Consider the following 858-nt stretch of genomic DNA (forward strand, 5'->3'; position numbering starts at 1 on the left):
GCCGGAACACCGACCCGGCGGGTACCCGCGCTCCAGAACGTGCAGTTGCTCTGCCGACGACCGTTCACCGGTTGACCGGACAGGAACCGCACCAGCAGCAACACCAGCACCTGCAGACCACGCCCATGGCGAGATCGGCCGTGACGCCTACGCGTCAAGGTGCGCTTGACAGTGTTCTTGCTCATCGGGCGTCACCACCTCGGAGGGTGGGGTCGCCGCCGTCGCAGGTGTCGGCGGGCAGGCCCGGGTGCCGCAGATGGACGGCCAGACGGTCACCGATCATCGGCGCGCGACGACCGCAGCTCGGGCATTGCGCCCTGCCGTCGTCCCCGACCTCCAGGTTGGAGACGGTGTCCGACTGGTCGATCTCGATGGCCGTCAGGCAGGAAATTCCACCCGGTGCCCGGGTCGTGCAGTAGGGGTAACCGCCCGGCGCGCCGCAGAACTGGCAGTCCGTGAAGGTGTCCGGGTCCGCCTGGTGCTCCAGTGCGCAGCGCACGCACTCGAAGCCGGTGCTGCAGAAGCACGCCGTCTGACAGTTCAGGCAGCCCGCGTCCGTTCCCGGAACGTGGGTGCCGTTGGCGTGCTGCAGCTGCAGCGCGTCCTGGATCTGCTCGGCGGGAGTCGACGCGGCCCGGCGCAGCATGCGCGTGACCTCGTCGAGGGTGCGGCCCCGGGCGTCGTTGAAGTCGTACGCCTGGGAGCCGGCCTCCGCGAGCAGGTACCCGTCCAGGTGGGCGAGGGCCTGTTCGAAGTCGGCCCAGTGCGGGTCGTCGAACATCTGCGCCGGAGCGTCGACCGGGCCGCCGTAGCAGACCATGCCGATCGCGCCGACCGTGCACGCCGGAGGGGTGAACA

1 protein-coding gene is annotated in these 858 nt (G+C 70.0%); it reads right to left on the reverse strand.

The features are described 5' to 3' along the window. Positions 1 to 181: 181 nt before the first annotated feature. Positions 182 to 858, reverse strand: a 677-nt coding sequence (locus ADL15_RS54190; protein ID WP_449369303.1) for a DUF6197 family protein, incomplete at its 5' end; no start/stop codon positions are given.

Origin of the sequence: Actinoplanes awajinensis subsp. mycoplanecinus (assembly GCF_001509495.1) — a bacterium.
GTDB lineage: Bacteria > Actinomycetota > Actinomycetes > Mycobacteriales > Micromonosporaceae > Actinoplanes > Actinoplanes palleronii.